This is a genomic window from Halodesulfurarchaeum sp. HSR-GB (assembly GCF_031432215.1).
Classification (GTDB): Archaea; Halobacteriota; Halobacteria; order Halobacteriales; family Halobacteriaceae; genus Halodesulfurarchaeum.
The window spans coordinates 160,702-182,698 of record NZ_JAVKGN010000001.1 but is presented as its reverse complement, the minus strand read 5'-3'; the positions used below and the strand labels follow the sequence as shown (position 1 = coordinate 182,698).

Annotated in this window: 26 protein-coding genes; 21 read left to right on the top strand and 5 right to left on the bottom strand. The window is 63.9% G+C overall.

What is annotated here, in order from left to right; genetic code table 11:
- Window positions 1-15: 15 nt before the first annotated feature.
- The gene (uppS, locus tag RH831_RS01050) at window positions 16-918 is read right to left on the bottom strand and encodes a polyprenyl diphosphate synthase (protein ID WP_310552437.1); all 903 of its coding nucleotides are present in this window, start codon (window positions 916-918) and stop codon (window positions 16-18) included.
- Window positions 919-1,003: 85 nt separating this feature from the next.
- On the opposite strand from uppS, the gene RH831_RS01045 reads away from it, so the two are divergent.
- The 3 genes from RH831_RS01045 (at window position 1,004) to RH831_RS01035 (ending at window position 2,454) form a co-directional block, all read left to right on the top strand.
- The gene (locus tag RH831_RS01045; protein WP_310552436.1) at window positions 1,004-1,417 is read left to right on the top strand and encodes a DUF5778 family protein; all 414 of its coding nucleotides are present in this window, start codon (window positions 1,004-1,006) and stop codon (window positions 1,415-1,417) included.
- Between the two features lie 67 nt (window positions 1,418-1,484).
- Entirely contained in the window at window positions 1,485-1,760 is a 276-nt protein-coding gene (locus RH831_RS01040) for a 4a-hydroxytetrahydrobiopterin dehydratase (protein ID WP_310552435.1), read from the top strand.
- Window positions 1,761-1,803: 43 nt separating this feature from the next.
- Window positions 1,804-2,454, top strand: a complete 651-nt coding sequence (locus RH831_RS01035; protein WP_310552434.1) for an HAD family hydrolase — start codon at window positions 1,804-1,806, stop codon at window positions 2,452-2,454.
- Here RH831_RS01035 and RH831_RS01030 read toward each other — a convergent pair.
- Entirely contained in the window at window positions 2,403-3,632 is a 1,230-nt protein-coding gene (locus RH831_RS01030) for a molybdopterin molybdotransferase MoeA (protein WP_310552433.1), read from the bottom strand. The two genes, RH831_RS01035 and RH831_RS01030, sit on opposite strands and share 52 nt — an antisense overlap.
- 100 nt (window positions 3,633-3,732) lie before the next feature.
- On the opposite strand from RH831_RS01030, the gene RH831_RS01025 reads away from it, so the two are divergent.
- The 8 genes from RH831_RS01025 to RH831_RS00990 all read left to right on the top strand — a co-directional run bounded on the left by RH831_RS01025 (window position 3,733) and on the right by RH831_RS00990 (window position 9,499).
- Window positions 3,733-4,083, top strand: a complete 351-nt coding sequence (locus tag RH831_RS01025) for an Hsp20/alpha crystallin family protein (RefSeq protein ID WP_310552432.1) — start codon at window positions 3,733-3,735, stop codon at window positions 4,081-4,083.
- Between the two features lie 53 nt (window positions 4,084-4,136).
- Window positions 4,137-5,774: an ABC1 kinase family protein gene (locus RH831_RS01020; RefSeq protein WP_396275453.1), complete on the top strand. Its 1,638-nt coding sequence runs from the start codon at window positions 4,137-4,139 to the stop codon at window positions 5,772-5,774.
- 24 nt (window positions 5,775-5,798) lie between these two features.
- Window positions 5,799-6,866 carry an aminotransferase class I/II-fold pyridoxal phosphate-dependent enzyme gene (locus RH831_RS01015; protein ID WP_310552431.1) on the top strand — a complete coding sequence of 356 codons (1,068 nt, stop codon included), beginning with the start codon at window positions 5,799-5,801 and terminating at the stop codon, window positions 6,864-6,866.
- Between the two features lie 45 nt (window positions 6,867-6,911).
- Window positions 6,912-7,289 carry a translation initiation factor IF-5A gene (locus RH831_RS01010; protein ID WP_310552430.1) on the top strand — a complete coding sequence of 126 codons (378 nt, stop codon included), beginning with the start codon at window positions 6,912-6,914 and terminating at the stop codon, window positions 7,287-7,289.
- Entirely contained in the window at window positions 7,290-8,108 is an 819-nt protein-coding gene (speB, locus tag RH831_RS01005; protein WP_310552429.1) for an agmatinase, read from the top strand.
- Between the two features lie 20 nt (window positions 8,109-8,128).
- Window positions 8,129-8,896: a Nif3-like dinuclear metal center hexameric protein gene (locus RH831_RS01000; protein WP_310552428.1), complete on the top strand. Its 768-nt coding sequence runs from the start codon at window positions 8,129-8,131 to the stop codon at window positions 8,894-8,896.
- 98 nt (window positions 8,897-8,994) lie between these two features.
- Complete coding sequence (locus RH831_RS00995) at window positions 8,995-9,321, top strand: carboxymuconolactone decarboxylase family protein (protein WP_310552427.1); 327 nt, start codon at window positions 8,995-8,997, stop codon at window positions 9,319-9,321.
- Window positions 9,322-9,373: 52 nt separating this feature from the next.
- Window positions 9,374-9,499, top strand: a complete 126-nt coding sequence (locus tag RH831_RS00990) for an HVO_2523 family zinc finger protein (RefSeq protein ID WP_310552426.1) — start codon at window positions 9,374-9,376, stop codon at window positions 9,497-9,499.
- A 5-nt stretch (window positions 9,500-9,504) separates the two neighbouring features.
- On the opposite strand, the gene RH831_RS00985 is transcribed toward RH831_RS00990, so the two are convergent.
- Window positions 9,505-10,479, bottom strand: coding sequence for a deoxyhypusine synthase (locus RH831_RS00985; protein ID WP_310552425.1), 975 nt, complete (start codon window positions 10,477-10,479; stop codon window positions 9,505-9,507).
- Window positions 10,480-10,828: 349 nt separating this feature from the next.
- Here RH831_RS00985 and RH831_RS00980 point away from each other — a divergent pair, with 349 nt between their 5' ends.
- Window positions 10,829-11,068: a hypothetical protein gene (locus RH831_RS00980; protein WP_310552424.1), complete on the top strand. Its 240-nt coding sequence runs from the start codon at window positions 10,829-10,831 to the stop codon at window positions 11,066-11,068.
- A 79-nt stretch (window positions 11,069-11,147) separates the two neighbouring features.
- On the opposite strand, the gene RH831_RS00975 is transcribed toward RH831_RS00980, so the two are convergent.
- Window positions 11,148-11,876 (bottom strand): hypothetical protein, encoded by a 729-nt coding sequence (locus tag RH831_RS00975; protein WP_310552423.1) that lies wholly within the window; start codon window positions 11,874-11,876, stop codon window positions 11,148-11,150.
- 183 nt (window positions 11,877-12,059) lie between these two features.
- Between RH831_RS00975 and RH831_RS00970 the strand changes: the two genes are divergently transcribed.
- From RH831_RS00970 to RH831_RS00930, 9 genes are all read left to right on the top strand, one after another.
- On the top strand, window positions 12,060-12,674 hold the full coding sequence (locus RH831_RS00970) for a helix-turn-helix domain-containing protein (protein ID WP_310552422.1): 615 nt from the start codon (window positions 12,060-12,062) through the stop codon (window positions 12,672-12,674).
- A 141-nt stretch (window positions 12,675-12,815) separates the two neighbouring features.
- Window positions 12,816-13,067, top strand: a complete 252-nt coding sequence (locus RH831_RS00965) for a 4Fe-4S ferredoxin N-terminal domain-containing protein (protein WP_310552421.1) — start codon at window positions 12,816-12,818, stop codon at window positions 13,065-13,067.
- The gene (locus RH831_RS00960) at window positions 13,060-15,558 is read left to right on the top strand and encodes a molybdopterin-dependent oxidoreductase (protein ID WP_310552420.1); all 2,499 of its coding nucleotides are present in this window, start codon (window positions 13,060-13,062) and stop codon (window positions 15,556-15,558) included. Before RH831_RS00965 ends, RH831_RS00960 begins: the two co-directional genes overlap by 8 nt.
- Complete coding sequence (gene dsrO, locus RH831_RS00955; protein WP_310552419.1) at window positions 15,558-16,313, top strand: sulfate reduction electron transfer complex DsrMKJOP subunit DsrO; 756 nt, start codon at window positions 15,558-15,560, stop codon at window positions 16,311-16,313. The genes RH831_RS00960 and dsrO overlap by 1 nt, the downstream gene beginning before the upstream one ends.
- Window positions 16,313-17,662, top strand: coding sequence for an NrfD/PsrC family molybdoenzyme membrane anchor subunit (gene nrfD, locus RH831_RS00950; RefSeq protein WP_310552418.1), 1,350 nt, complete (start codon window positions 16,313-16,315; stop codon window positions 17,660-17,662). Before dsrO ends, nrfD begins: the two co-directional genes overlap by 1 nt.
- Window positions 17,662-18,189, top strand: a complete 528-nt coding sequence (locus RH831_RS00945) for a molecular chaperone TorD family protein (protein ID WP_310552417.1) — start codon at window positions 17,662-17,664, stop codon at window positions 18,187-18,189. Before nrfD ends, RH831_RS00945 begins: the two co-directional genes overlap by 1 nt.
- 118 nt (window positions 18,190-18,307) lie before the next feature.
- Window positions 18,308-19,147, top strand: coding sequence for an ion transporter (locus tag RH831_RS00940; protein WP_310552416.1), 840 nt, complete (start codon window positions 18,308-18,310; stop codon window positions 19,145-19,147).
- A 74-nt stretch (window positions 19,148-19,221) separates the two neighbouring features.
- The gene (locus RH831_RS00935) at window positions 19,222-19,947 is read left to right on the top strand and encodes a ZIP family metal transporter (RefSeq protein ID WP_310552415.1); all 726 of its coding nucleotides are present in this window, start codon (window positions 19,222-19,224) and stop codon (window positions 19,945-19,947) included.
- An 84-nt stretch (window positions 19,948-20,031) separates the two neighbouring features.
- The gene (locus tag RH831_RS00930; RefSeq protein WP_310552414.1) at window positions 20,032-21,372 is read left to right on the top strand and encodes a hemolysin family protein; all 1,341 of its coding nucleotides are present in this window, start codon (window positions 20,032-20,034) and stop codon (window positions 21,370-21,372) included.
- 4 nt (window positions 21,373-21,376) lie between these two features.
- On the opposite strand, the gene RH831_RS00925 is transcribed toward RH831_RS00930, so the two are convergent.
- Entirely contained in the window at window positions 21,377-21,991 is a 615-nt protein-coding gene (locus RH831_RS00925; protein ID WP_071932661.1) for a bifunctional 2-polyprenyl-6-hydroxyphenol methylase/3-demethylubiquinol 3-O-methyltransferase UbiG, read from the bottom strand.
- Window positions 21,992-21,997: the final 6 nt, after the last annotated feature.

Genomic DNA, 21,997 nt, shown 5'->3' with positions numbered 1-21,997 from the left:
TCCTGAACCTTCGTGTCAGTCGGCGCTCGACTCGGTCTCCTCGATCGGCTCCGTTCCGTCCGGGAGCGACTCGCCCAGACGGTCGAGCACCCGGCGACCCCGTCCTTCGCCCAGCGCCCGGACCAGGGCGAGGGCCCGCTGGGTTCGGGTCTGCCGCCAGGAGGCTTCCCGCGCCTCGTAGGTCCGGATCGCCCGGAGGAAATCGACCTTCGAGAACTCCGGCCAGTAGGGCGTACAGAAGAAGGCCGCCGCCTCGTTGCCGTTCGCGTGCCAGGGCAGGAAGTTGCTCGTGCGCTCGTCCCCGCCGGTACGGACGATCAGATCGACGTCCCGCAGTTCGCCGTCGTAGAGCCGGGATTCGATGGCCTCGACGTCCACGTCCCCCGGTTCGAGATCGCCTGCGGCCACGCCGTCGGCGACGTCCTGGGCGACATCGAGCAGGGCCGCCCGCCCCCCGTACGCGATGGCGACGTTGAGCGTCAGGGTGTCGTACGCTGCGGTCTGCTGTCTTGCGTAGGCGATCGCGTCCTGCACCCGTTCGGGGACCCGGTGGGTCTGGCCGAGGGCTCGAATCCGGACGCCCTCCTCGTGGATCCGGTCGCTGTCCGCGAACTCGTAGAGTTTCTCGGTCAACAGATCGAAGAGGTGCTCCCGCTCCGTGGCGGGTCGATCGAAGTTCTCCGTGGAGAAGGCATAGATCGTCAACTCCTCGATGCCCAGGTCCGCACACCACTCGAGTACCTGTTCGGTGGTTTCGGCCCCCGCCTCGTGGCCCTGCTTTGCCGCGGTGCCCTGTTCGCGGGCGTAGCGCCGGTTTCCGTCCTGGATGATCGCGACGTGAGTGGGCACTCCGGAGATCTCCCGCCGGAGGACCCGCTCGTAGACGGCCCGGACGCCGCGAGCGATCCAGTCTCTCATCGTGCTGGTCAACACGCCTGGCTGCTATCAGTTTTCCGCTCGGTGGACCGGAGGGGCTAAACCGGCCCTGGTCCTATCGCGGCCCATGTCCGAGCAAGGCGACGTCGAACTCTACCAGCAGGCCGTCTCGCTTTTGCAACCGGGCGAGGCCGAACTCGTGGGCATCGTCGTCCACACGGACTTCGACCGGACCGAGGAACCGGCCATGAACGAGTTGATGCTGGAGGTCGGCGAGCGGATCGCCGAAGCGATCCAGGACGACGAGATGTATGTCTACGCCGGGGACGACGACCACCGCTTCGGGGCCGGACAGTTCCACGGTCGCCGACTGGGGGACGACGAGTTCATCTGGGAGTGCCAGCAACTCCTCCGGGCGGATACCTTCGATCTGGTCTTCTACTGGGAGCGGGCCGGGGCCCACGACGCCGTCGTCGACACTGTCACCGAAGTCACGGACAGCGTCGTCCCGATCACCGAGGACGGCTTCGTGTCACGCTGACCCGCAAAACGGGCGCTGACGATCGGGAGGGGAAGGGTGTTTGGGCCAGGAGCGCGTTGGGTAGTGTATGAGTGACACACTCACGGAGGCCGACATTCGCGAATCACTGCCATCGGGTTGGGAGTACGCCGACGGGGAGATCGTCCGAACCGTCGAATTCGACGGGTATCTCGACGGGGTGGCGTTCGCTCGCGAGGTGGCCGAACTCGCCGACGAGGCGTTTCACCACCCGCGGATCGTCATCGAGTTTCGCGCCGTGACGGTGGCGTTCACCAGCCACGAGGCCGGTGGCGTGACCGAACAGGACCTCGAACTCGCGTCCCGCGTGAACGATCTGGACTGAGCCAGCGCAAGGCACTTATCTGGGTACTGACAACGGAGTACGTATGCAGCCCGAGGCCTACGACTTCTGGTTACTCGATCTCGACGGCACGATCGTCGACACCGAGTGGGCCTACACCCGCGAGGTCTTCGACGCCGTCGGCGAGCAACTGGGCTATGCGTTCTCCGACCGCGAGGCCCGGGCGCTCTGGCACGGTTTGCTCGGCTCCCGTGATGCCTACCTCGAGGATCTGGGATTCGAGCCGGTCGAGTTCTGGGAGACGTTCCACGCCGTCGAGGACCCCCAGGAGCGGGCCGAAGCCACCTACCTCCACGAGGACGCCGCGTTCGTCGCCGACCTCGACGTGCCGGTCGGCGTGGTGACCCACTCCCAGCCGTTCCTCGCTGATCCGGTCATGGCGAACCTGGACATCGCCGACTGGTTCGACACCGTCGTCACCTGCTCGTCGGAACTGGGCTGGAAGCCCGACCCAACGCCGGTTCAGGTCGCGATGGACGACCTGGGGGTCGATCCCCAGTCGGCCCGGGGTGTGATGGCCGGCGACGCGGACACCGACGTCGGTGCGGCCTGGAACGCGGGCCTCGACGCGATCCACGTCGAACGCCACGGGGCCTGTGAACGCGGGAAGTGTGTCCTCGGTGACTACCGCGTTTCTGACTTCTCGGAGTTGTTCTCCCGATCCGCCTCGGACTGAACCGGTCGGGGGCAGCCACCCCACTGCTCGACCGTGACCGATTCGCCCGCCGGGACCGCCGAACGAGTTTCCTCGACCTGCACCCAGCCGTCGATTTGTGAGAGCGAGGTGAGCCCGTGACCCGACGCCTCGCTCACACCGCCGTCGAGGGACACGCCGTGAATCGTCCGCCGACCCGGCTGACTCTTCAGTTCGGATTTGAGCGGGGCCGTCACCGAGGGTGGGCCCACGAGCGGCGTGTCGAGTGCCCTGACGAGGGCCGGCCGGACGAGCACCCAGTCGAGTGTGAGGTTGGCCATCGGCGTCCCGGGGAGCATCGCGATCGGTGTTCCGTCCACGACCCCGATTCCGGCGCTGTGTCCGGGCCGGACTGCCAGTTCGGTGAGAAGCACCTCGCCCAGGTCTTCGACGACCCCTGGCAGGAGATCCCGCTCGCCCACCGACGAACCGCCGCTGGTGAGAACGAGATCGGCGTCCAGGTCCCGCTCGATCGCCTCTCGAAGGGCCCCTCGCTCGTCGGTCACGACCTCGCGGTAGCGGGGTGCCATCCCCCAGCGATCGAGGAGTTGTGCACTGACCAGCCCGTTCGATTCGACGACCTGCCCGGGGCCCGGGTCGGCCTGGACGAGTTCCTCGCCGGTCGGAATCACGGCGACCGTCGGCGGTTCGATCACCGACACGGTTCGGACGCCGGCGACTTTCAGTGCCCCCAGATCGCCCGGCCGGAGCCGGTGGCCCGCTTCGAAGAGGGTCGTCCCGGCTTCGAGGTCTGCCCCGACCGGGACGACGTGGGTGCCGGCTTCGACCGACTCCGTGACTTCGATGCCCGCCTCGGTCTCGGCCGTCCACTCGACCATGACGACGGCGTCTGCGCCCTCGGGGACCGCCGACCCGGTGTGCACCCAGGCGGCCTCGCCAGGCCCGATAGCACCCTCGGTGGGGTCGAGCATGGTCGGGCTCACTGCGGTCGCGGCTTCCGTGTCCACAGCTCTCACGGCGTACCCGTCCCGGGTCGCCCGTCGGTAATGGGGCTGGGGCCGTTCGGCCGGGACGCCCGCAGCCAGGACACGTCCGTCGGCCGACTGGAGCGGGACCGATTCGGTCCGGTCGATCGTCTCCAGGTGCTCGGCCAGCGTCGAGATGGCATTCGCGAGTCGGACTGGCCCTGTCTCGGTCATGACTTCGAATTGGTGCCCGCGAGCCAAAACACCCCTGGACCCGTCCGTGTCGGTGTCCGGTACCACTGCCTTTTACGCCCTCCCCGGCCTACGTTCCACTATGGATATGATACGCGAGGCCCTGGCGACCCTTCCGGATGCAGTCTTTGCCGACCTCCTCGAATCGCCGACGTCCTATCGACTGATCCTGGACCTTCCCGGCGTCGACAGCACGGGCTTGGACCTCGAAGCGACCGAACACCACCTCGAACTTCGTGCCACCCGGACAAAGCAGGTCCCCGAGGGCTTCGAGTATCACACCGATGCCCGCTCGATGACCCTCTCGGCGACCATCCCGATGCCGACTGATGCCGACCCGGAGGCGGCAAGCGCCACGCTGGAGAACGGGGTTCTCACGATCGACATCCCGCGACACGAGGAGTCGGGTCGATCGATCCCCATCGAGGGATAGCCGTGGTGGCCCTTCGTTCGTACTGGCGGTTCGTGCTGGTCGCCTGGAACTTCATGCCGCTCCTGTTGCGGTGGCTTCGGGACCGCCGTCGCTATGTCCTCTTTGGCCCCTCGCGGTCGATCACGAGCGAGGAGCGGCGCGACCGGGCCCAGCAACTGTTGGACTCGCTTTTGACTCTGGGGCCCACGTTCATCAAGTTCGGCCAGATCCTCTCGACCCGGCCGGACGTGTTGCCACCCGAGTACATCGAGGTCCTCACGCAGCTTCAGGACAAGGTGCCACCGGCCCCGTGGCCGGAGGCGAAGGCCGTCATCGAGGCCGATATTGGGCCCATCGAGGAGGCGTTCGACGACTTCGACACGGACCCGATCAGCGGCGCGAGCCTGGGTCAGGTCTACCGGGCCACCGTCGACGGCGAGGAGGTGGCCGTGAAGGTCAGGCGGCCCGGCATCGAGGAACTGGTCGAGGCCGACCTCACGGCGATCAAGTGGGCCCTCCCGCTGTTGCTCTACTTCGTGGACGACGCCCGGGCCTTCTCCCTGGAGAACTTCGCCGACGAGTTCGCGGTCACGATCCGCGAGGAGATGGACTACGGCCGGGAGCGGGACATGCTCGTGGAGATCCGCCAGTACTACGAGGACGATCCGAAGATCCGCATGCCGCCGGTCGTGGACACACACTCCAGTGATCGCGTGCTCACGATGGAGTACATCCCGGGGACGAAGATCACCGACATCTCGGAACTCGACGCCCAGGGCATCGACCGGACCGAAATCGCCGAGCGGCTCACCCGGACCTACCTGGAGATGATCACCGAGCATGGGGTCTATCACGCCGACCCACACCCGGGAAACCTGGCGGTCCAGTCCGATGGCACCATCGTCTTCTATGACTTCGGGATGAGCGGCCGGGTCGATCAGTTCCTCCAGGAGAAGATCATCGAGTTCTACATCGCCGTCGCGAACCGCGAGGTGGACGAAATCCTGGACGTGCTGGTCGAGATGGGGACCCTCTCGCCCGACGCCGACCGACAGACGATGGCCGAGGTGATGGAACTCGCGATCCAGGACGCCCGGGGCGAGGAGATCGAGACCTGGCGGGTTCAGGAGATCCTCAACCGGGTGGAGGGGACGATCTACGAGTTCCCGTTCCGACTCCCGGAGAACCTGGCGCTCGTGATGCGGGTCGCGACCGTCGTCGAGGGGGTCTGTGTGACCCTGGACCCGGATTTCGACTTCATCGACGTGGCCTCGGATTTCCTCACCGAGCGGGGCTACCGGGAGGAGTCGATCCAGAAAGTGCTATCGGACACCGGGGACGACCTGGCGGCGGCCGCCCGGTCCTCGCTCAAGATCCCGCCGAAACTCGACCGGGCGCTCAATCGCGTCGAGCGGGAGTCCCTGGTCGTCCAGGCCGAGGTGCGGGACGACGAGGGCGTGATCGATCAGTTGGCCGGCCGGATCGTCCTCGGCCTCCTCGTGGCGGCCGGGATCCCGACGACGGCCCTGCTCTACGTGGAATCGGCCTTCCCGGCGGTCTGGGGGGCTGTTGGCCTCACGGCCGTCGCCGGGCTCTGGTTGGTCCGGAGTTTCACCCGCCGGAAGGGGATACGAACCGCTCCCGGCGTGGCTGATCAGTACTTCGACGAGCGCCAGCGACATCGCGAGAGCCAGGAATCCGGAGAGGACTAAACCCCCGGCCACGAGGGGCCGAGCATGGACGTGCCACCGTTCGAACTCGAACGCTTCTTCGCCGAGTACGAGCACGAGGCCGACATCATGCTCGCCGAGTCGGGCATTCGGAGCCTCCCCGCGGATCGCTTCGACCTCGATCCCGGGCCCCTGGGCTACGTGATCCCGACGAACGGCGATCCGGAGCTTCGAGCCGAGATCGGGGAGCGATACGGGCGCAACCCCGAGGAGGTGTTGCTCACGGTCGGGACCCAGGAGGCGAACTTCGTGCTCTTCCAGTCGCTTCTCTCGCCCGACGACCACGCCGTCGTGGTGACCCCGACCTACCAGGCCTTGCACTCCCTGCCCGCGACCATCGCGGACGTGACCCGGGTCGACCTGGAGCCCCCGGAATGGACACTCGACATCGAGCAGGTGGCTGCGGCGATCCGGCCCGAAACCGAGTTGATCGTCATCAACAACCCGAACAACCCGACCGGCCGGTATCACGACCCCGAGACGATCCAGGCCCTGTATGACCTCGCAGTCGACAACGACGCCTACCTGCACGCAGACGAGGTGTATCGGTTGCTCGCCCCGGATCCAAACCCACCCGTCGCCTCGCTTGGCCCACACGGCATCAGCACGGCCGGGCTCACGAAGGCCTACGGCCTGGCCGGGCTGCGATTCGGCTGGCTGGTCGCTGACGAGGCCGTGATCGACGCGGCCTGGCGCTGGAAGGATTACACGACGATCTCGCCCTCGAAGATCGGCCAGCACGTCGCGGGCCAGGCGCTGGGCGAACAGGAGGCCGACATTCTCGCGGCGAACCGTGCGCTCGCAGCACGCAATCGAGACATCGTCCGGGACTTCCTCGACGCCCACGACCTCGACTGGTTCGATCCGGTTGGCGTCAACGGGTTCGTCGAGGTGCCACCAGGCTTCGAGGGTTCAGAGTCGTTCTGCCGTGAATTCGTCGAGCAGGAGTCGGTCGTGCTCGCTCCAGGAGCCGCGTTTGGTTTCGAGGAGTACGTTCGAATCGGCTTTGGGCTGCCGACCGCCGAACTTCGCGAGGGGCTCGCTCGGCTGGAGACGTTTCTCGACGGACGCTAAGGCGGTTCCAAACTGTTTATACACCGCAGGCGAAAAACCCGCGATATGCCCAGACAACAGAAGGAAGTGCGAGACCTTCAGGAGGGTAACTACGTGATGATGGAGGAGACCCCGTGCAAGATCACGGCCTACAGTACAGCCAAGCCGGGCAAACACGGCAGCGCCAAGGCCCGTATCGAGGGCCGTGGGGTCTTCGACGAGCGAAAACGCTCGCTGTCCCAGCCGGTCGACCAGAAGGTATGGGTCCCCATTATCGACCGCAAACAGGGACAGGTCGTCTCCGTCGAGGGCAACGACGCCCAGATCATGGACCTGGAGACCTACGAGACGTTCACGATGCGGATCCCCGAGGACGAGTCTCTGTCTCCCGACGACGAGATCGAGTACCTCGAGTACGAGGGCCAGCGCAAGATCCTCGAGTAAATGTTTCCGGGGGCGAACGCGGCCCGCGAGGACGCCGACTTCGTGATCGCTGGCGCGCCACTGGACGTCTCGACCAGTTTCCAGCCGGGGACCCGTTTCGGTCCCGACCGGATCCGCCGCTTCGCCCGGAGCTTCGAGGACTACGATCACCACACCGGCAGTCGATTTACCGACCTCGCGGTCCACGACCACGGCGACGTCGAGGCCTGGGACGACGCCCGGGACTACCTCGATTACCTCTCGGGGGTGCTCGCCGACGCTTGCCGTGAGGACGCCGTTCCGCTTTTGCTCGGCGGCGAGCATACCGTCACCGTCGCCGGCGTCGAGGCCGTCGATCCGGACGTGTTCGTCACGCTGGATGCGCATCTCGATCTCCGGGAGTCCTATGCGGGCAACGAGTGGAGCCACGCCACCGTCACCCGGCACGCACTCGACGTGGCCGATCGGGCGGTCATCCTGGGGGCCAGAGCCGGGAGCGAGGCCGAATGGGAGCGGGCCACGGCTGGGGACGTCACCGTCGTCCCGCCGGCGGCGGTCGGGGACTGGAACCCTGACTTCGACGAGGAATCGGTCTATCTCAGCGTGGACATCGACGCCGCCGATCCCGCCTATGCGCCTGGAACCGGGACGATGGAACCCTTCGGACTCTCTTCGCGGGAGTTGCGGGCCGTCGTCCGTCAGGTGGCTCCCGCGATGGACGGCTTCGACGTCGTCGAGGTGAACGACCAGGACGACGGCCAGTCGGCCACGCTCGCGGCCAAACTCCTCCGAACGGCTGTCTTCGCCCGGGCCGCGGGCGAGACCCCCGGCTCTTTGTAGACGGCTCGCCAAGGCCCGGTATGCGGGAAGCCACGCTCCTCTCGCGGCTCGACGAGACGCTGTCGATCGACGAGTACGCCGAGGTGGACGCCAGCGCCAACGGCCTTCAGATCGGTGACGGAACGGGTGAAATCGAACGCGTCGCCCTCGCAGTCGACGGGGTAAGTGCGACCGTCGCGGCCGCGGCCGACCGGGACGCGGATCTCTTGGTGGTCCACCATGGACTCTCCTGGGGCGGCATCGAGCGGGTCACGGGTCGGACCTACGATCGGATCGCCGGTCTGATCGAGAACGACCTCGATCTCTATGCCGCCCACCTGCCCCTCGACGGGCACCAGGAACTCGGCAACGCCGCCGGAGTCGCTGACTGTCTGGGGCTCGAAGATCGAGCCCCCTTCGGCGAACTCGGCCCCGTGACGATCGGCCAGCGTGGGACCCTCCCGAGCCCCGAATCGGCGGATTCGATCGCCGCCACCCTCGAAGAGTCACTCGATCACGGCGGGCAGGGCGTCCAGACACTCGATTTCGGCCCCGAGCAGATCGAGTCGGTCGCCATCGTCACGGGCAGCGGGACGGACTGGCTCGACGAGGCGGTCGCAGCCGGCGTCGATGCCTTCGTCACTGGCGAGGGCGAGGGCAAACTCTACCACATGGCCCGGGAATCCGAGGTGACGGTGTTCCTGGGTGGGCACTACGCGACCGAGACCTTCGGCGTGCGGACGCTCGCGGATCGAATCGAAACGTGGGGCCCGGAGACGTTCTTCATCGACGAACCGACCGGGCTTTGAGGGTCGGCTCCAACTCGCGTTCGCCGGGTCAGTCACCACCTCGTTCGGTCGGACCGGGATCGATTATATGTAGCCTAGGTACGAAATTACATGCTGTCATGTCACACGATGACGACCCAATCGAGGAGATGCCGTCGACGCCAAGCCAACTCGCCCGCGACCATCCCGCGGTCTGGGAGGCCTACGCGGAACTGGGAGCGGCCGCGGCCGATGCCGGCCCGCTCGACGGTGAGCGAAAACGGCTCGCGAAACTCGCTCTCGCCATCGGTGCCCAGTCGGAGGGAGCCGTCCACTCCCACGTCAGGCGAGGCCTCGACGAGGGGCTCGACCCCGCTGTGATGCGGCACGTGGCCATCCTCTCGATTCCGACGATCGGCTTCCCTGAGGCGATGGCGGGGCTGAGTTGGATCAACGACCTGGTTTAAGCTCAGCACCGCTTCCCGAACAATTTTAGAATCGCGCCATAGTGCGTTTACCGTGACAACGGTCCCCACAGCGCAACCGACCTGTCCGGCCTGTGAGCGCCCCCTGTACAGCCGGCACTGCAAGTACGTCTGCCCGAGCCACGGTGTGGTTTTCGACTGTTCGGACCCGTTCTGGTGACCGAATCAGAGGTCTTCGAGAACGCCGGCGACGATCAGCGGGAGCACCAGGGTCGCCTCGGCCTCGACGAGGGTGTGATTTCGGTCGCCGTCCTTGATCTTGCCCCAGGAGACGGCCTCCTTGGGCGGTGCGCCGGAGAGCGAGCCGTCGCCCTCCATCCCGGTCGAGACGTACACCGCGTAGTCCGCGCCGCCGCGGAAGAGGTTGGTCATGATCGCCTGGTGTTTCGGAACGCCACCGCCGAGGACGATCAGCCCGGTCTCCTCGGCGAGCAGCCCCTCGTCGATCAGCGAGTCATAATCCTCCAGGATCTCGATGCCGACCTCGGGCTCCTCGTTCTGCCGGTAATAGAAGAGGAAGTTCCCGACCTCGGCGTCGACCAGCGCGGGGCAGTACACCGGCACGTCGTTTGCCGCGGCCTGGGACAGCACCGAGTCCGGATCGTCCAGCCGCTCGCCGATTTCACGGGAGAAGGCTGTCGGGGTCCGGACCTTCTCTTCGGCGAAGAAGTCGGGGAAGAAGTCGTTGAGATAGGATTCGAGCCAGACGTACCGGTCCGAGGGGACGAAGATATTGCCCAGCCGATTGATCCCTTCCTCGCGCATCTCACTCTCGTCGACCTCCCACTCGCCCATCTTGAAGGGTTTCTCCGATTTGATGATGTCCTCGGTGATCGAGCCGGAGGTGGTGATGAGCACGTCGACCAGCCCCTCGCGAACCATCGCCGCGACGACCTCTCGCAGGCCGGAGGAGACGATGTTCGAGGTCAGGGTGAGGTAGATCGTGGCATCCGCCTCGCGCATCTGCTCGATCAGGTCGATGGCCTCCGCCACCGCGGTGGCCTGGAAGCCGGTGGTCGCGTAGCTCTCCAGGAGCTCGCCGACGTCGAACTCCCCGCGGAAGTCATAGCCGCGGACGTCCGGGCTGTCAAGTTCCGTCTCCGAGCCCGGGATGACGTTATCCTTCGTGTCCTCGGTCATACTCTATGGGCCGGGACGCGGCGTAAAGAGTGCATCACTTTCGACGTGGCGGACCGCAGGTGGTTTTTGCCCGCCGCGTGTAGTGTGGGCTGGCCGATGACGATTCACCGGGCCGAGCCGGCGTAGGCACCCGGCAATGACGAACCCTATGAGTACCGAGGCCAGCTTTCGACGACAAAACAGCAACATCGGAGTCCGTTGCTGATCTGCAGCAGCCACCACGCAATCGCTGTGAGGTCACGGTCGTCTGAATCCGCGTATTCGTGTGGAACGAGAAGCCTGCCGGATGTACATCTTGCTAGCAAGTGTCTCCCAAACCTATTCGACGGTCGCGCGAGTATGTCTAGGCATGGTTGCGCAGTTTACCGACAGACACCTGGGAAAGCGGGTGGTCGACCACAACGGCGTCGAGGTCGGGACCGTAGAGGACGTCCGGAACGGCGACCTCTATGTAAAAGTCGGCCCGGACGCCGATTCGGAGACACTCTCGGAACTGCACTGGGACGGAACGGTGAACACGGAGGTTCACCGCTTGCCCGACCAGTACGTCTCGGACATCACCGACACGACCGTCCGAATCACCATCTGAACCGACCGAGTGCCTCTCGATAGTCGTTGAACTCGGTTCCGATGAACCGGTTGTGAGCCGCGTCTCGAGGCCAGCGTTCCTACAGTGGATCCGTCTCAGTGATGGCGTTTTCTAGACGGTCCAGAAATTGCGGGTCGGACGATTCGTCCACGTGGTTCACGTTCCAGAGCCCAGCGCCTCGAATCGCAGGCGCGGGACTGTACTGGCCGAGCCAGCTTGCTCGCCGTGGATCAATGGGTTGCCCGTCGAAGTTGCTGAGAAGAGCGATAGCGTTCTGTTCCAGAGTTGCCCGGTCGCTGTCCGGCCCCGGTTCGTCGTCCAGATCCACCCAGAGGAACGGTTGCTCCCGGATGTAGGCACTCACGCGCCGTTCGAGGATATATTCCTCGTCACGGACCACTGACCGCTCACGTTCGATGCTCGACCAGCGTTTGTCCCAGTCGGGATAGTCGTCGTGCAGGTCGTGCTTCTCAATGATGGCCTCACCGACGCGCTTGCGATACACGGAACCCCGGTGAGCGCCCCCGTGAGGATGGTTGGAACTCCCGCTGCCCGTTCCGTAGTGTTGTTTCAGCCTATCCCAGAGCGACGTGCTGCTCCCCACAGACACCGCGTGTGTCCCAACGCGGGTAACGCGCAACTGGTCAGTCGAGTCGCGTGTTTCGCCCGGTTCGAGGAAGAAGTAGACGCCACGGTCCGGCCAGTCCATGTACCCGGTGCAGTCCTTGAGTTTCCGTGGCCCGCCGACCCGTTGTGAAAGGCCATCGAGTAAGCCATAGAAGCGGTCGAGGTCGCCATGACGAGCCATTCGTACAGGACCCTCACATCCACGCACAAAGAGTTTCACCACTTGGTGGGACGACTTCGAGGAGAAGCCGTGGACGGGCCCTGGCAAATCAGCTTTCTCACGAGGTGAATAGGGGCGTAAAGCCAAAACCCATAGGCGTCCTAACATGAGGCCGAAAACAAGAGAGACCGATCCGCCTCCATCATGCAAGAAGAGTCACAGAGTGTCCCGACGGGGAATGCAAGGGGAACGCTGGTAGTCGAGCTCGCCCTCGAATTCGGCACCGGAACGAGGTGCTGTGCAGCCAAGGGTCTCGGGACGCCGATCGAGCACCACCTCATCGACGACACGTGCTATGTCACCTGCCGGAGCCCGGACTCCGAAACGACACTCACGCATGACACGGTGGCTGTCGAGATGGTGTGTGCCTGTCGGGTCCTGGCTGGCCATGGCTGTATCCCGTCGTTACAATCGATCGACAGCGAGCGGATGGTGTTGCGAACGAACCCACAGAACAGGCGCGTGCTTCGCGAACTGATGGCAGATCTCGACGACATCGCCGACAGTGTTTCACTCCGCAGTCTCGTCGTCAATGGCGCGCAGTCGAACTCGGATTCGGCACTCGTGAACCTGCAGGAACTAACGGTTCTGGAGCGTGAAACAGTCGAGGCGGCGATCCTGGCAGGCTACTACGACCGGTCCGGTGGCGCACGATTCGGTGATCTCGCTCGCGAATTAGCGATAACGAAATCCGCACTATCGAAACGGCTGAGTTCGGCAGAAGCAAAGATAATGCGGAATTTGTACCGTAACGAGTAGTCCGTCCCGCAGACAGTTCTTGTCGGCAGGGATCCTTCTCGCAAGGACAGTCCTCCATATGTAGTAGTACTTAAAGGAGGAAACTATGGCCGTGCGGACGGATGGTGCCGGGACCCATACTTCTATTCAGGGGAAATCACAATGCATACCGATCGAGGTCCGCGAACGGTGGCGGATCTGTTGAACGACGAGGACTGGCAAGAGACAGTCGATGACGCACTCGAATCGAGTGCCCACGACACGGAACTGGGAAAGCGCATGGGCCGAGACGCGATCCGGCTCAGCATCGGCGAGATGTCCGAGGACGAATTCCACGAGAAATATCACGAGGACGTCGTCGAAGAGTTCGGCGTCGATGACAGGCCGATAAAGCCGGAGCACACCGATGAGTGACGAGGACAACGGCGTCAGTCGACGGTCCGTACTGCTGGGCGCAGGGGCCGCAGCGGGGGTTCTCGGGCTCGGTGGCACGGATTACAATTTCTCGCTCTCGGCGACGAATCCGGCACAGACAGGCGGACTCCTCGACAAATCCGAGGTCGTCAGGACGGCGTGTGCGCCGAACTGTCGGGGCAAATGCCCACTTAACGTCTATGTGCGCGATGGCGAGATCAAGTTCGTCGAACCCCAGATGACCGACGACGAGCAGTATCGTCGGGCGTGCCTTCTGGGGCAGTCCCAGATTCAACGGGTGTACAGCCCGAAGCGGCTGAAGTATCCGATGGTCCGTTCCGACTGGGAGCCCGGCAACCCCAATCCGGAGGGCCGTGGCCCTGATGCGGAGTACGAGCGTGTCTCCTGGGACACCGCACTCACGTACGTCGCGGAGGAGATGACACGCCTCAGGGATGAGTATGGCCCCGAAAGTATGTGGATGCATACGGCCTCCGGGGACAATGGGGTCGGCGGAAACCTCATCGGGCGATTCGCGCAGGTGTGGGGTGCAACCCAGTGGCGGACGGCGATCGACACGAACGTCGGCCGGGGATTCAACAGGATCACCGGCTATGGCTTCTACCTCCCGCCGACAAACCTCTCCGAAGATTGGGAGAACGCCCAGACCATCATCGTCTGGGGATCTGATATTTTCAAGAGCCAGTTCCAAAACGATGCCTCAAAGCTTCACAAGGCGACCGAAAACGGGGCGAAATTAGTCGTCGTCGACCCGGTTTACACGACGACCGCCGCCAAGGCGGATCTGTGGCTTCCAATCCGGCCGGGCAAGGACGTCTACCTCGGCCTCGCCATGATCCAGGAGATCCTCGCGGAGGAGCTGTACGACACCCGATTCCTTCGAGAGCGGACGACCGCAGGGGCACTAGTCCGGGATGACACACAAGAGCTGGTGCGGATGCGTGATCTCGACGGCAATTCCGACGATGACGACCGCGTCGTTGGTATCGACGCCGAATCGGGAGCGCCAGTTCCGCTCGAAGCCGATACGTATGCCAACGTCGAATTGTTCGGGTCGTACACCGTCGATGGCATCGCGGCGACGACGGGCCTCACGCTGCTTGAAGCACACGTCGAGGAGTACAGACCGGAGGCCATTGCGGAGGTGACCGGATTGAACGTCGAGGACATTCGGACGGCGACGAGGTGGCTGGCAACCCGGGGACCTGGTGGGATTGCACCGAGCTACGCGGTGGGACGGTACAAGTATGGCCACGTATTTGGTCAGACTTACGCCATCATCCTGGCTCTCACTGGCGATTACGGGAAGTCTGGAACCATCCATTCTCACCATCCGAGTGGCGCATCACTCCAGACTGGCGATTATGGGACCCCAGAGGGCGTCGAGGGAATCGAGGGTGTCGAGGGCGCCGCGACTGTGAAGATGGAAGACATCCAGGAGGTCATCAAGACCGGTGACCCCCATCCGATCAAAGCCGTCTACGGGATGCAGTCGAACCGGCTCATCAATCAGGTTCCTGATAGGAAGAGCCGAATAGAGATGCTGAAAGGCCTCGACATGGTCGTCTGGGCCGATTTCGTCAAATCCTCGACGGTCGAGTGGGCGGACATCATCTTGCCAGCGGCCCACTGGTTCGAAAAAGAGGACATTACCGACGCCTGGGGCTCTCACCCGCACATCTCATACCGGGAGAAGGCTCACGAACCGCTGTGGGAGGCACGCGATGACTACTACATCCTCGCGGAGCTAGCCGAAAAACTCGGCTATGAGAACCTCTTTATCGGTGACAAGCGGGCTGAACTGCGAAAGATCGCCTCATACGATGACCGCTTTTCCTTCGATGAACTGCGCAGCAAGGGCAACATCCGGGTCGAAGATGAGGTCATCAAATACACCGAACCGTTCCCGACGGAGACTGGACGAATAGAGCTATACGACGAGAACAAACCGGTCGAAGACGAGGGGACCGTCCTCGATCTGCCGCGTCCGATCGAGGATCGGAGCGCCGACGATCACGAGCTGGCCGATCGGTATCCGCTCATGTTTATGCAGAAACACCCGAAGTGGCGAATCCACTCTCAGTGGGCGGATAATGCCGTGGTCCGCAAGTTCGAACCGGAACCGACACTCGACATCAATCCGTCGGATGCAGCGAGCCGGGGTATCGGTGATGGCGAGTACGTTCGTGTGTTCAACGACCGGGGTGAGGCGGTCGTCAAAGCCAATTACAACGAGGGACATCAGCCCGGGTTGGTAAACATCGATCAGGGCTGGTGGCATGAGGACTTCATTCAGGGAGACTTGCAGGATCTCACTCACGACGAGGTGAACAAGCTGGCACCGACGTTCGTGTACTACGACGTGCGCGTGGAGGTCGAACCCGCTCCCGAGGACATTGATACGAGCATGTACGAGGACCCCGAGCCAGCCGACTGGCTCGAAACGGGGACAATTGGAGGTGAGGACTGATGACAAGTTATGGAATGGTAATCGACCTCGAGCGGTGTATCGGCTGTCAGGCCTGTGCGATATCCTGCAGCCAGGAGAACAACGTCTCCCTGGATCAGCAGTGGAACCGGGTACTGACAGAGGGAGGAAACCATATGGACACGCCTGCAGGGACGTATCCGGAGTCCGGCCGCGATGGCACCCTGGAGATGAACCATCAGCCGACGGCGTGTCAGCACTGCCAGAATGCCCCGTGTGTCAAGGTCTGTCCGGTCAATGCGACCTACACCCGTGAGGACGGCATCGTCGAAATCGACTACGACAAGTGTATGGGCTGTCGCTACTGCATGGCCGCCTGTCCGTACAACGCTCGCGTGTTCAACTTCGGCGAATCGAAGACCATCCCTGCAGCCGGGACTGGTCACGTCGAAGAGCGACCCCAGGGTGTCGTCGAAAAGTGCACCTTCTGCACCCACCGCCTGGAGAAGGGTATCGACCCCGCGTGTGTGGTCGGCTGCCCGTCGGGTGCTCGGATCTTCGGCGACCTCGACGATCCGGACAGCACGGTCTCGCGCTACGTGAAAAAGTACGAAACCGATCGACTGCTCGAAGGCCTGGATACCGAGCCCAACACCTACTACGTTCGTGGGGACATGTCCCCCGGCCGTCCGCAAACCGGCAACGAACTGGAGGGCACTCCAAAAAAGGAGTCGCTGGCTGACGGGGACGACACGCCCCCGTTGGGATTTGCCTCGACCAATGGTGGTGAGAACTGATGAGCACTAGACACTCCGGGCTCGCCATCCCACAGTTCGGCACCAAAGGTCGCATCTGGCTCCTCGCACTTGGCGTTCTCGTCGCCGCTGGCTTCGTTGCCTGGCTGTATCAACTCAGCCAGGGCCTGGTCGCGACCGGCATGGACAACGTCTTCTCGTGGGCGCTTTACATCATGCTCTTTGTCTTCTTCGTGGGGCTCTCAGCGGGCGGGCTCATCATTTCGAGTGTGCCCAAGTTCTTCCATTCGAAACGCTACGACAGTCTCGCGCAGCTGGGCGTGTTGCTCAGCTTCGCCTGTATCGTCGTCGCCGGCCTGATGATCATTCCGGACCTGGGTCGTCCATCCCAAATTACCGGCTTCATCACCTCGCCGGACTTCCGCTCGCCGATGGTCTGGGACTTCGGGATCGTCGTGGTCTATGGCCTCTTCAGCGCCGGGTACCTCTGGCTTTTGACCCGCCGTGACCTCGCAAAGATGGGCTCACCGCTCGCTTTCGGTGTCCGTGACACCGAAGACGGACGGAAAGCCGACCGCAAAAAGGCCTTCTGGGCGGCTGCGATCGCCATCCCGCTTGCCATCATGCTTCACTCCGTGACGGGGTGGATCTTTGGCCTCCAGGTCGGCCGCGGCGACTGGTTCAGCCCGCTTGTCGCGCCGATGTTCATCATGAAGGCACTCGTCTCCGGTCTCGGTCTCCTGCTGGTGACTGCCGTGCTGGTGGATAAATTCACCCGCTATCAGTTGCCCCAGAAGCTGGTGCCGGACCTCGGAAAGATACTCGGCGTGTTCATCGCGGTGCACATCGTCTATCTCGTGGCAGCCGAGCGGCTCCCCCACGCGTGGGCCTCGAACTTCGAGTTCTGGGCCATCACGAGTTCGTTTCTGGTCGGGGATTCGACCTACTTCTGGATCTGGACGATCGTCGGCGGTGCGATTCCACTCGCGCTGCTCGTCGTGCCGTCGATACGCCAGCAGGTCTGGGCGGTTGTCACCGCGAGCGTCCTGGCAATCGTCGGCATCCTCTTCGAGGGTATCTACCTCGTGTTCACCGGATACACCGATTTGAACATCACGGCCGCTCCGGGCGTGACCACGGGTCGTGGCTACACCGGACTTGGCGCGGACGTCTGGACGACCATCGGTGTCTACACGCCGACGGCCGTCGAGCTCCTCATCTCGGTGGGTATCATCGCGCTTGGCGCGTTGATCGTGACCGTCGGACTGCGGTTCATCCCGATTCAGCCCGGCAACGGCGTCGAGTTCCACGAAAGCGAGACGCCCGTGACAGATACGGCAGTCGCCGACGGCGGCTGTGAACGCCTCGACAACGAGCGTGGGGAGGCGTGATGACGGTCGCCGAAAAATCCGAACGACTTGCCCAAGGGTATGCAGTGCTCGGGCGCTGCTGGCGCCAGCCGGACGAGGCGCTGGTCGAGGCGATCAACACCGGAACCCTCTCGGCAGTGGTTCCTGACCTGGAGCCAGTGACGGTCGAGGACTTGCGAATCGAGCACACCCGCCTGTTCGTCGGGCCGGGCGGACCGCCGTGTCCACCATATGAAAGTGTCTACCGTGATGGGGAAGGCGGCGCCCACGGAAACGTTCTGGGGCCGTCGACTGGGTCCGTCGTACAGTACTATCAGGCCCACGGTCTGGGGCTGGATCCGGGCTGGTCGGACCTCCCTGACCATGTCGCCACCGAACTCGAGTTCGTTGCCCACCTCGCTGCCGAAGGCGCCGATGATATTCGAGAGCAATTCCTCGATGAACACCCGCGCCAGTGGATGCGACCGTTTCTCGACGGAGTGCGTGCCGAGACCCACGAATCGTTCTACGCCGGGCTTGCAGACGCCACCGAAGACGCGCTGTTCTGACCTCGGTCGTCTGTCCGGGTGACCGGGACGGTCGGTTTCTTCAACCACGACGGCGGCTGCGGCTGATCGGCCCACTATGGGCGACCTTTGATTAGGCTCTCGCGTGTCATCTCGATACATGTCCGTCCAGCAGTCGCCGCCGGTACCCACGGGCCGCCGGGAACGGGTCCGCTTCTACCTGCTGGACCACGAGACCCCGATCGGGAAGGCCATCGATATCGCGCTTTTGGTCCTCAACATCGCCTTCATCGCCGTCTTCGTTGCCCAGACCTACCCGGTCTCGACCCAGGTCCGTTCGGTGCTCTGGGGGTTCGAAGTCCTGCTCGCCGTGATCTTCGGGGTGGAGTACATCCTCCGGCTCTATGGTGCAAAGAGCCGCTATGGGGAAGCAACCGACCCCTACACGGTCGTCGACCTCCTGTCGATTCTCCCGACCTTCGCGCTGCTCCTGGTGCCGGGATCGGTGATCGTGCAACTCGGCTTTCTCCGGGCGCTCCGGGTGATCCGGGTCCTTCGGTTCTATCGGTTCACCCAGGACGCGGAGTTTTTCTTCGGCACGATCGGCGTCTCGGCGCTGCGCGTTCTCAAACTCGGGCTGACGGTGTTTGTTATCTTCTTCACGAGCGCGGGGTTGTTCTACAGCGTCGAACTTCAGGCTAATCCAGGCATTTCCCATTTCGGCGACGCCTTCTACTATATCGTCATCGCGCTCGCGACGGTTGGATTCGGGGACATCGTCCCGACCACCGTGGCGGGCCGCTGGGTGACGGTGGGGGCCGTGCTCACCGCGATCATCCTGGTGCCCCGCCAGGCCGGGGCCATCATCCGTACCTGGACGCACAAGGGAGAAGTCGAAGTGACTTGCCCGAACTGCGGCCTGCAGTACCACGATCAGGACGCCTCACACTGCAAGGCCTGCGGGCACGTGATCTATCACGAGCACGACTCCCGGGAGTGAGAATCCGACGAAGGATTTACCGTCCGCCAAGCGGTAGCTCAACACATGAAACTGGGGCAGGGGTGTCATCAGTAGTGCCCGCCCCGGAACTGTACTGGATTGCGGCCTTCGCCATCGTTGCGGCGGTGGTGAACGGGGCCGGGATCTTCGCGGTGTTCGCCCACCGGGAGTGGGCCGAGCGATCGATCACCTACTTCATGTGTTTTGCCGCCGGGGTGTTGCTCACGACGCCGCTGGTGCTGGCCCTCCCGAACGCCCTGGGCCGAACCCCGAACGCGGGGCTCAGCGCGCTGGGTGGCTTTCTCTTTATGTACGGCTCGAACCAGCTCATCAAATATCGGACCCACGAGGAGACCCTGGCCTTCGGGGTGACGGCCGCGGAGGGCATCGGCATCCACTCTCTGGTTGACGGCGTCGTCTACACCGTCACGTTCAGTATCTCGGTGCTCACCGGTATCCTGGCCGGGACCGGCCTCGTCGTCCACGAGTTCGCCGAGGGTGTCATCACCTACCTGGTGCTCCTGAAAGGCGACGTGGCGGAGCGCACGGCCGCCGTGTCCGCCTTCTTCGTCGCCGCGTTGACGACCCCGATCGGGGCGTTCGTGGCGTATCCGCTTGTTAGCCGCCTCGGCGGGCGGGATCTCGGACTCCTGCTGGGCTTTGTCGCTGGCGTGTTGCTCTACGTGTCGGCCGCACACCTGCTGCCGGAGGCCCGCAAACACGAGTCCGAACACTCGATGGTCGCCTTTGGGGCTGGCATCCTCCTGGCGCTTTTCATCGTCTTCGCCCGGACGGCGTGAGTGGGTCAAGGTCTTTACTGCAGGCCGGCGAAAGGCCCGTATGCACAGTTCATTCGGCGCCGGTCGCCTGCCCGGAGGGCGTGAATGGTAAACGTCGCCCTGTCGGTCGGCCAGCTATTGCTCGCGCTGGGACTCGTGATACTGAACGGCTTTTTCGTCGCGGCGGAGTTCGCCTTCGTTCGCGTCCGGGCGACCTCGGTCGAACAGCTGGCGGCGGAAGGCCGAACCGGCTCGAAGTCACTCCAGGGGGTCGTCGAAAAGCTCGATGACTATCTGGCGGTGACCCAACTGGGTATCACGATCGCCTCACTGGGACTGGGGTGGGTCGGCGAACCGGCCATCGCGTCGCTCATCGAGCCCGTGATCGGCCCGATGCTGCCCGGTAATCTGGTCCATCTCGTGGCATTTGCCGTCGGCTTTTCCATCATCACGTTCCTCCACGTCGTCTTCGGGGAACTCGCACCGAAGACGATCGCGATCGCCCAGGCAGAACGACTCTCGCTCTTCGTCGCGCCGCCGATGCGGGCCTTCTACTACCTGTTTTACCCCGGGATCGTCGTCTTCAACGGCACGGCCAACGCCTTCACCACGCTACTGGGCGTTCCCCCGGCTTCCGAGACCGAGGAGACATTAGAGGAACGGGAGATCTTGCGGGTCCTCTCCCGATCCGGGGAGGCCGGGCACGTCGACATGGCCGAGGTGGAGATGATCGAGCGTGTCTTCGACCTCAACGACACCATCGTGCGTGAGGTGATGGTTCCCCGACCGGACGTGACGACGATTCCGAAGGACACCTCGATCGAGACCGCCCGCTCGCTTGCCGTCGGGTCGGGACACACCCGGTATCCGGTGGTGGCATCCGAGGACGAGGATCAGATCGTCGGACTGCTGGACAGCAAGGACCTGCTCCGGGCGGTAGAGGCGGGCAAAACGGACGATCGCACGGTCGCGGATCTGGCCCGGGACATTTTGATCGTCCCGGAGACGACCCCGATCAACGAGCTATTGCTCCAGTTCCGGGACGAGAACCAGCAGATGGCCGCGGTCATCGACGAGTGGGGGGCCTTCGAGGGCCTGGCGACCGTCGAGGACGTGGTCGAGGCCGTCGTGGGCGATCTCCGGGACGAGTTCGACAGCACCCACGAGCCCTCGATCCGACGACTGGAGGGCGGCGGGTACGAGATCGACGGGAGTGTCGTGCTCGACGTGGTGAACGAGACGCTTGGGGTGGCCTTCGAGAGCGGGAGTTTCGAGACGATCGGCGGGGTCGTCCTCGGCCGATTGGGACAGGCTCCCGAACCCGGCGATCAGGTCGAGATGGATGGATACCGCTTCGAGGTACAATCCGTCGACGGGAATCGCATCTCGACACTCCAGGTTAGGGAGGTCGAGACAGCCCCAACCGACGAGACGGAAGAAGCCTGACCGGTCAGTCCGACCGAGCCCGAAAGACCCGGATCGTGTCCCGATCTCGCTCCTCGACTGCCACCTGCTCGAAACCAAACGCCGTGAAGATAGCCCCCCAGTCCCGGTAGTAGAGCGGGAACTCGTCGTTGATGTAGTTCACTGACTCCTCTTCCTCGGCCGATCCCTCGTTCTCGACGGTGACGATGAGCTCACCGGCGATCCGCGCCAGGGCCTCGAAGACCCAGTCGTCGTCCGGATGGACGTGCTGGAGGGTCTCGACCGAGTAGACCACGTCGAAGGCGTCGTCCGCGAACTCGGAGACGACCGATTCAATGGCGTCGAAGTGAAAGGTCCCCTGCGATGCGAGTTCTGGGTAATTCTCCTCCATCACCGGCTTCGCCTCGGGGTTGAGTTCGACCCCGGCCAGGTCCGTGTACCCGGCTTCGAGGAGGCCGGCGAGGTGTCGCCCAGCGCTACTCCCGACCTCCAGGATTGCCGGATCGGGGCGCGCGAGGTGCTCATCGAGGGCCGCGCGCACCGCGTCGGTCTTGTCGTCCGGTCCGTAGTAGGCGTAATACGCGGGCGAGTACTCGCCGGAGCGGGCTCGCCACTCGCGACGGACCTCTTGAGAATCCACATGCAG